Origin of the sequence: Streptomyces sp. NPDC058000 (assembly GCF_042886435.1) — a bacterium.
GTDB lineage: Bacteria > Actinomycetota > Actinomycetes > Streptomycetales > Streptomycetaceae > Streptomyces.
Genome location: NZ_JBHVQS010000086.1, coordinates 1 through 7,967, shown reverse-complemented (window position 1 = coordinate 7,967; position 7,967 = coordinate 1). Strand labels below are relative to the sequence as shown.

Below are 7,967 nucleotides of genomic sequence, written 5' to 3'. Positions count from 1 at the left end.
GCACGCCACCGCGGCCCCGATGGTGTTTTACCCCCCCCCCCCGGCGCGGGCGGTGGCCCACACCCCCCCCTCGCCCCACCCCGCCGCCACCGGGGCCCGGTTCGTCGACTACGACGTGGGCACGGTGGCCGGCGCGTTCCTCTACGCCGAGGGCTACCGCGGCCGTGCCCGGATGGTCGTCGACATGGACCGCGAGGTGCTGCTGGGCGCCACCTTCGTCGGGCCGGGCGTCGGCGAACTGCTGCACTCGGCCACCGTCGCGGTCGCCGGCGAGGTCCCGATCGAACGCCTCTGGCACGCGGTCCCCGCCTATCCGACGATCAGCGAGGTCTGGCTCCGGTTGCTGGAGGCGTACCGAGGCGACTGAGCGGCGGACCGGCTCCGGGCGGACGGTCGCCGGGCGGACGGTGTCCGGGCCAGCGGTCGTCGGGCGGACGGTCGCCGGATGGCGGACCGGCACCACCGCTACGCCCCTGGCTCGGGGGACTCCTCCGACGGCCAGGGGCCGTTCGGCCCGGCGTCGTCCCGGGAGGTCAGCGCGAGCAGCGCGCTCAGCCCTTTGTCGATGCCCAGGTGCCGGCTCTCGGAGCCCGGCGGCACGATCCGCAGGGTGCGCTCCAGCCAGGCCGACACCGCGGCGGCCGGCGCCTCCAGCAGCGCGTCGCCGTCCGGCGAGGTCAGCGCCATGCAGACCAGGCTGCGGCCGTCCAGCTTCGTCGGCCAGACCCGTACGTCGCCCTCGCCGGACGGCCGGAACACGCCCTCGACGAGCAGTTCACGGGCGAACGTCCAGTGGACGGGGGAGTCCGACCCGACGTGGAAGGCGACGTGGACGGCATAGGGGTCGTCGGTCCGGTAGGTCAACCGGGCCGGTACCGGAATGCTTCGCTCCGGAGACAGGACCAGACCCAGTTCCAACTCTCGTTCCACCACGGTGTGCATGGGTTTCCGCCTTTCTTCAACACCCTGCGCGGGACCCGTGTGCGGGCCCGCACAGGGAGAGAGCGGGCGGCGGCCGGACTCTTACACGACTTCGGGCAACTTTTTTCCCGGAGTTGCCGACGGCTGCCGGGGAAGGGGAGGAACAGGGGAGGAACACGGTTACGACCCGGGGTCTGATAGATGTGGACGCCGCGTTGCGGCAGACTGCACCCCGACACCCACCAGGCCGAGAACAGATACGGGACTTCGGACATGAGCGCCCCTACCTCAGGATCCGCCGGCGGTAGCCCCACGCCAGGCTTCTACCCGGACCCGTCCATCCCCGGCTACATCCGGTACTGGAACGGTGCCGCATGGGCGCCGGGCACCAGTCGTCCGGCCCCCGCCGAGGGCGAGCCGATGCCCGCGCCGCCGCCCGGCGTGGCCCCCGCACCCGCCACCGTCGAGGAGACCGGCCCGGTCTTCCTGGACGAGGCGGACCCGGCCGTCCGCCCCCGCGGCGAGGCCGGGGTCCCCGGCGCGAGCTGGGACGATCCGGCGCGGCTGCACGGCACCAGCCCGGAAGCGGCGGCCTCTTGGCACGCCGACGCCTCCCGGCAGGCCGGCTTCGGCGAGGACGGCCGGATCTCCTGGGGCGCGCCCGGCCAGGCCCCCACCGGCACCCCGGCCGGCGGCGCAGCCTGGGGCGGACTCCCGCCGCAGCGCGCCGCGGAGACCGACGAGGCCGCCTCCGGTGCCGCGCCCGCCACCCAGGGCCCGCGCACGCCGGACGCCCCGGCCGACGGAACGGTCGCGTTCCGTGCCGTCAACCCGGGGGCCCGCCGCGGGTCCGGCGATCAGGGGACCACCGCGATCCGCGCGGTGCGGCCCGGGAACCCGCCCGGTAACGCGCCCGCGAAGCCGCCCGCCGCGGACCAGGGCACCACCGCCTTCCGCGCCGTCCGGCCGGACGCCGGCGAGGGCGGCCGCCCCGCCGCCAAGAACGAGACGATGGCCTTCCGGCTCGCGGCGGGCGACCGGCCCAAGGCCGGCCCGGCCGGCGGCGGCGCACCCCAGGCCCTGCCCTCCACCGGGGCACCGGCCCAGCAGGCGGCCCGCCCGGTCCAGCCGCCGGCCGCCCAGCAGCCCCCGGCCGCCGCGGCGCCCACGCCCGGTTTCCCGCCGCAGGGCGGTGCCTCCGGCGACGACGGCGTCATCCCCTGGAAGCCGCCGACCACCGATGTCTTCTTCGCCGCCGCACAGGCCGCGCAGGGCCATCCGGCGCCGCTCGGCCGCCGGCTCGCGGCCCGGCTGATCGACACCCTGGTGCTGGCCCTGGTCACCCTCGCGGTGGCGCTGCCCATGTGGTCCACGGTCACCGACCACCTCGACGCCAAGGTCGAGGCGGCCAAGCAGTCCGGCCGTCAGGTGACGGTGTACCTGGTCGACGGCACCACCACCCCGGTCTACCTCACCATCCTGGCCGTCATCCTCATCGGCGGCGGACTCTACGAGGTGCTGCCGACCCTCAAGTGGGGCCGCACTCTGGGCAAGAAGCTCTGCGGTGTGCGGGTGCTGGACATCGAGAGCCACGACACCCCGATGCTGGCGCAGACCATCAAGCGCTGGCTGGTCTACGGCGTGCTCGGGGTCGTCGTGGTCGGCGTGGTCAACGCCCTGTGGTGCCTGATCGACCAGCCGTGGCGGCAGTGCTGGCACGACAAGGTGGCCCGCACCTTCGTCGCCTCCGACGCGACGTCCGACTGACCGTCACCCGGTCGTTGCCCGGGCCGTCACCCGCCCTGACGGCCCGGGTACCCCGATCGGACGCCGGCGGATGCGGCGCCCGTCCGCAAGGGGTCGACTCGGGCCATGAGTACCGACCAGCCCCGGCCCGGCCCCGGTGAACCACCGGAGCACGATCCGTTCCTGAAGCAGCCGCAGGAGCCCCCGGCGGGCGGCGCTCCGCACGACGGCGCACCGCGCAACGGCTCCCCGTACGGCGCCGGCCCGGGCGAGGGCGCAGGCACCCCGCCCCCTGGCGGTGCCCCGCCGCCCCCCGGTGCCCCGCCCCCTCCCGGTGGTCCGCCGCCCCCGCCGCCTCCGCCGCCGCCCGGCGCCGGCCCCCCGCCGTCCTATGGCGGTGGCCCCCCTGGCGGCGGTCCCTACGGCGGTGCGGGGGAGTACGGGGCCGATCCCCTGGCCGGGATGCCGCCGTTGGCCAACCGCGGCAAGCGCCTGCTGGCGCGGATCATCGACGCGATCATCATCGGCGTTCCGGTCACCCTGATCATGAACGCGATCGTCGGCTGGGTGGACTACTTCAGCACCAGCAGCGTGGAGACCAGCAAGCAGGCGACGGTGTCCGGCGTGACGATGCTGGCGTACCTGATCTACGAGGGGCTGATGCTGACCAGCCGCGGTCAGACGCTCGGCAAGATGGCGATGCGGATCCGGGTCGCGATGCTCTCCGACGGCGCCATCCCGACCCCGCAGGCCGGTTGGACCCGGGCCGCCGTCTACACGCTGCCGGAGATCGTCCCGTGCTGCGGCTTCGTCTTCTGGCTGATCAACGTCCTGTGGTGCACCTGGGACAAGCCGTACCAGCAGTGCCTGCACGACAAGGCGGCCAGGACCGTGGTGGTGGCCACGGACTGAGGTGCCGCGGAACGGTGCGCCACCGTCAATGAATTGACGAAGTGTCAGATATCGGCGGTGTGCTCGCCGACCCGGGCGCCGGCCCGCCGTCGCGGCAGTTGCTCGGCCGGGGTCGGTACGGCCCGCAGCGGGACGGGGCGGGCGGGGGTCGCGGCGCTCCCGCCACCTCGGCGCACCACCCGCGACATCCCCGGCATCGGCACCGTCATCGCGACCAGCAGCCCGAGCCCGAGGCCGGCCAGAGCGATGACCGCGACCCCGATCCCGGTCTGCGTCTGCGAGAGCAGCAGCATCGCGAGGGTGGAGAGAAAGACGGTGGCCGAACCGTAGACGAGCTGGGTGGCGGTCGGACGAGGCATGGCGGGATCCGTCCTCGGAGGGTCGGCGGGGGTGTCGGGCGTCCGGCGGCGTGCCACCGAACGAGCCTACGGTCCCTTGTGCCCGAGCGGAACGGCAGGTAAGCGTGACCTAACCCACCGGCTCGGAGCACGGGGGCGCACGGGGTGGTCGCGGATCGGTGCGACAAGTCGCCCCGGGGGGCGTCCGACCTGCTGATGACGGGGGGCGCATGCCCGTCAGGCATATACCCCCACGACGTTCGCCGGTCCGCCGGGCGATGCGGAACCTGTGCGTCCGCTGTCCGATACCTGTGAATCGCAAGCCGGATAACGTACTTGGGAGTTCACACACACGTCAAGATCTGTCTTTTCTTCCCCAGATCCGGTCGAATGCCCTCCAGCATTGGCCAGTTGATGGGGAGGACTTGACCAAGTGAGAAAGCACCGAAGACTGTTCGGGACGGCCGTCCTGGCCACGGCGATCGCCGCGACCGGGGCGGCCGTTCTCTCTCCCGGGGTGGCGGCGGCCGACGCCCCGCCGGCCGCCGCGTCCGCCGTCCGCACGGACCCGGCGCCCGAGCGGGCCGACGCCCACGACCTCAAGGGCCCCTTCAGCGACCGGCAGAAGGCACAGCGCACCGAGGCGCTCCAACAGGTCATATCCGGCGACGCCCGGGCGACCGAGCGCAACGGCTCCAAGGTCGTCAAGCTCGGCAAGGGCAAGTACGTCGAACTGGCCCGGGAGAAGACCGACAAGATCTTCACCATCCTCGTGGACTTCGGGGACAAGGTCGACGACACCACGATGTACGACCCGGACGGCGACGGGCCGCTCCCCCCGGTCAAGAAGTACGGCGGCCCCCCCGGCCCGGCGCACAACCAGATAGCCAAGCCGGACCGCACCAAGGACAACAGCACCGCCTGGCAACCGGACTTCGACCGGCAGCACTTCCAGGACCTGTACTTCTCGCACGACAAGAAGAAGGAGTCGCTGGCCAAGTACTACGAGCGGCAGTCCTCGGGCCGCTACTCCGTCGACGGCCAGGTCTCCGACTGGGTCCGGGTCCCGTGGAACGAGGCCCGCTACGGCTCCAACTACTGCGGCTCCACCAACTGCCCCAGCGCCTGGGACCTGATCCGCGACGCGGTCAACCAGTGGGTCACCGACCAGAAGGCCAAGGGCCGCACCGACGCCCAGATCAAGGCCGACCTCGCCCAGTACGACCAGTGGGACCGCAACGACTACAACCACAACGGCAACTTCAACGAGCCGGACGGGTACCTCGACCACTTCCAGATCGTGCACGCAGGTGAGGACGAGTCGGCCGGCGGCGGCGCCCAGAAGACCGACGCCATCTGGGCGCACCGCTGGTACGCGTACGGCACCGACGCCGGCAAGACGGGTCCCGCGGACAACAAGGCGGGCGGCACCCAGATCGGCGACACCGGCTTCTGGGTCGGCGACTACACCATGCAGCCGGAGAACGGCGGACTCGGCGTCTTCGCCCACGAGTACGGCCACGACCTGGGTCTGCCGGACGAGTACGACACCACCGGCAAGGGCGAATCCTCGGTGGACTTCTGGTCGTTGATGTCGGCCGGCTCCTGGCTCGGCCGCGGCAAGGACGCCATCGGTGACCTGCCCGGCGACATGAGCGCCTGGGACAAGCTCCAACTCGGCTGGCTCAACTACGCCAAGGCCAAGGCCGCGACGCCGTCCCGGCACACCCTGGGCGTCGCCGAGTACAACACCAAGAACAAGCAGGCACTCGTCGTCGACCTGCCCGCGAAGAAGGTCACCACCGAGATCGTCAAGCCCGCCGAGGGCGCCAGCCAGTGGTGGAGCGGGATGGGCGACGACCTGTCCAACACCCTGACCCGGACCGTGGACCTCACCGGCAGGTCCCACGCGGCGCTCACCCTCAAGGGATGGTGGGACACCGAGAAGGACTACGACTACGTCTACGCCGAGGTCTCCACGGACGGCGGCGCCAACTGGACGCCCCTGGACGGCACCGCGAACGGCGCGCCCCTGACGCGCGACGCCTCCGGCAAGCCCGCGCTGAGCGGCACCGTCACCACCCACCAGGACCTGGCCTTCCCGCTGGACGCCTACGCCGGCAAGAAGATCGGCCTCCGCTTCCGCTACCAGACCGACGGCGGCGTCGCGCAGAAGGGCTTCACCGCGGACGCCCTCACCGTCACCGCCGACGGCACCCCGCTGTTCACCGACGACGCCGAACACGGCGACAACGGCTGGACCAGCAAGGGCTTCTCGCGGATCGGCGCGTCCTTCACCAAGGACTACCCGCAGTACTACCTCGCCGAGAACCGCCAGTACGTCTCCTACGACAAGACCCTCAAGTCCGGTCCGTACAACTTCGGTTGGAAGACCGCCCGGCCGGGCTGGGTCGAGCACTTCCCGTTCCAGAACGGCGTGCTGATCTGGCTCTGGGACACCTCGCAGCGGGACAACAACGTGGGCGTGCACCCCGGCGTCGGGCGGATCCTCCCGGTCGACGCGCACCCGGGGGCCGAGCGCTGGGCCGACGGCACCCTGATGCGCAACCGCTTCCAGTCCTACGACTCGACCTTCACCGGCGCCCGGACGGACGCCCTCACCCTCCACAAGGACGGCACCGCGGTGAAGATCACGTCGAAGCCCGGCGTGCGGGTCTTCGACGACCGCAACGGCGTCTACTACGACAAGGCGAACCCGACCGGCGGTGTGGTCGTTCCTGACACCAACACCAAGATCGCGATCACCAAGGAGGCCAAGGACGGCTCCACGGTGAACCTCACGGTGGGCCCTGCGGGTAAGTAGAAAGTAAAAGCCGCAGGTCACAGTGTTATCGGTCGTCGCCCCCTAGCGGGCGGCGGCCGATAGGCGTTTAGATGCGTTCTACAGTTCCTTGTTGACGCCGAGTCTCACGGGGGAGATATGACGATGACCAGAGGCGGCTTCATCAGGCTTCCCGGCGGAAGCGTGGTGGTCGCCCTCTCGCTGCCCAGACCGGACCACGGCCCGCTCTGCGGGCCGTACGGCGGCGGCTGCCGCATCCGGGTCCTGGTGCACGCCGTGAACCGCCAGCGCGCCCTGACCAGGCTGCGCAACCTCGGACTGCGCGCCGTCTACCTGCGCGGCAACACCGAGCCGCCGACCCCCGACGAGATCACCGCGGTGCTCCACCACCCCGACGGCCTGGTCTGGCGCGAGGCCCCCGACGACGACACCGAGTCCTGGCACCCGATACGGGCCCTCCTGAGGCAGGGGCCGAGCCCGTCCGGCGCCGTCAGCCCTGCCGGCACTCCCAGCCCGTCCGGCGTGTGAGGGCGGCGCCCCGCAAGGGGCGCTCAGCCGCCGACCACCGGCTTGCCGCGCAGCTCCACGCCGGCCCCGTGCAGCTCCGTCAGCGCCCGCTCGGTGGTCTCCGCCGCCACCCCGGCGGTCAGGTCCAGCAGGACGCGGGCGGCGAACCCCTCGTGGGCGGCGTCCAGGGCGGTGGCGCGGACGCAGTGGTCGGTGGCGATCCCGACCACGTCGACCTCGGTCACGTCCCGCTCCCGCAGCCACTGGGCGAGCGGCGTGCCGTGCTCGTCCGCGCCCTCGAAACCGCTGTACGCGGCCGCGTGGGCGCCCTTGGAGAACACCGCGTCGATCGCGCCGGAGGTGATGGCCGGTGCGAAGTTCGGGTGGAAGCCGCTGCCCTCGGTGCCGGCCACGCAGTGCACGGGCCAGGACGTGCGGTAGTCGGGCCGGTCGGAGAAGTGGTCGCCGGGGTCGATGTGGTGGTCACGGGTGGCCACCACGTGGCGGTAGCCGCTGCCGGCCGCGGCGCCCACCAGATCGGTGATGGCCGCCGCGACGTCCGCGCCGCCCGCCACCGCGAGGCTGCCGCCCTCGCAGAAGTCGTTCTGTACGTCGACGACGATCAGTGCCCGGTGCATGGTGCGTACCTTCCGGCTGGAGGTTCGGGGGCGCGAGACGTGGTGTGACCGAGGGTAGCCACTGGGGGCGGGCGGCGGGAGGGGTGGGCACGGGCCCACCCC

General features: G+C 72.3%; 7 protein-coding genes and 1 pseudogene. 5 read left to right on the top strand and 3 right to left on the bottom strand.

Annotated features, from left to right (window positions below; genetic code table 11):
- Positions 1-367, top strand: a pseudogene (locus ACFVT2_RS40265) (pyridine nucleotide-disulfide oxidoreductase); the annotation flags it as partial.
- A gap of 98 nt (positions 368-465) precedes the next feature.
- Here the strand turns inward: ACFVT2_RS40265 and ACFVT2_RS40260 are convergent.
- Positions 466-942 (bottom strand): SsgA family sporulation/cell division regulator, encoded by a 477-nt coding sequence (locus ACFVT2_RS40260; RefSeq protein ID WP_390026603.1) that lies wholly within the window; start codon positions 940-942, stop codon positions 466-468.
- Positions 943-1,194: 252 nt separating this feature from the next.
- Here ACFVT2_RS40260 and ACFVT2_RS40255 point away from each other — a divergent pair, with 252 nt between their 5' ends.
- Complete coding sequence (locus tag ACFVT2_RS40255; RefSeq protein ID WP_390026601.1) at positions 1,195-2,688, top strand: RDD family protein; 1,494 nt, start codon at positions 1,195-1,197, stop codon at positions 2,686-2,688.
- 105 nt (positions 2,689-2,793) lie between these two features.
- A complete protein-coding gene (locus tag ACFVT2_RS40250) occupies positions 2,794-3,579 on the top strand; it encodes an RDD family protein (protein ID WP_390026599.1) in 786 nt (261 codons plus the stop codon).
- Positions 3,580-3,623: 44 nt separating this feature from the next.
- On the opposite strand, the gene ACFVT2_RS40245 is transcribed toward ACFVT2_RS40250, so the two are convergent.
- Positions 3,624-3,938 carry a hypothetical protein gene (locus ACFVT2_RS40245; RefSeq protein ID WP_390026597.1) on the bottom strand — a complete coding sequence of 105 codons (315 nt, stop codon included), beginning with the start codon at positions 3,936-3,938 and terminating at the stop codon, positions 3,624-3,626.
- Between the two features lie 412 nt (positions 3,939-4,350).
- Between ACFVT2_RS40245 and ACFVT2_RS40240 the strand changes: the two genes are divergently transcribed.
- Positions 4,351-6,741, top strand: a complete 2,391-nt coding sequence (locus ACFVT2_RS40240) for an immune inhibitor A domain-containing protein (protein ID WP_390026594.1) — start codon at positions 4,351-4,353, stop codon at positions 6,739-6,741.
- A 123-nt stretch (positions 6,742-6,864) separates the two neighbouring features.
- On the top strand, positions 6,865-7,248 hold the full coding sequence (locus ACFVT2_RS40235; RefSeq protein ID WP_390026651.1) for a hypothetical protein: 384 nt from the start codon (positions 6,865-6,867) through the stop codon (positions 7,246-7,248).
- A gap of 23 nt (positions 7,249-7,271) precedes the next feature.
- On the opposite strand, the gene ACFVT2_RS40230 is transcribed toward ACFVT2_RS40235, so the two are convergent.
- Positions 7,272-7,865, bottom strand: coding sequence for an isochorismatase family protein (locus tag ACFVT2_RS40230; RefSeq protein WP_390026592.1), 594 nt, complete (start codon positions 7,863-7,865; stop codon positions 7,272-7,274).
- Positions 7,866-7,967 lie beyond the last annotated feature (102 nt).

Excerpts from the sequence above, each read along its gene's own strand:
- ACFVT2_RS40255 (WP_390026601.1), top strand. The coding sequence starts at position 1,195 with ATGAGCGCCCCTACCTCAGGATCCGCCGGCGGTAGCCCCACGCCAGGC.
- ACFVT2_RS40230 (WP_390026592.1), bottom strand. The coding sequence starts at position 7,865 with ATGCACCGGGCACTGATCGTCGTCGACGTACAGAACGACTTCTGCGAG.
- ACFVT2_RS40250 (WP_390026599.1), top strand. The coding sequence starts at position 2,794 with ATGAGTACCGACCAGCCCCGGCCCGGCCCCGGTGAACCACCGGAGCAC.
- ACFVT2_RS40260 (WP_390026603.1), bottom strand. The coding sequence starts at position 942 with ATGCACACCGTGGTGGAACGAGAGTTGGAACTGGGTCTGGTCCTGTCT.
- ACFVT2_RS40245 (WP_390026597.1), bottom strand. The coding sequence starts at position 3,938 with ATGCCTCGTCCGACCGCCACCCAGCTCGTCTACGGTTCGGCCACCGTC.
- ACFVT2_RS40235 (WP_390026651.1), top strand. The coding sequence starts at position 6,865 with ATGACCAGAGGCGGCTTCATCAGGCTTCCCGGCGGAAGCGTGGTGGTC.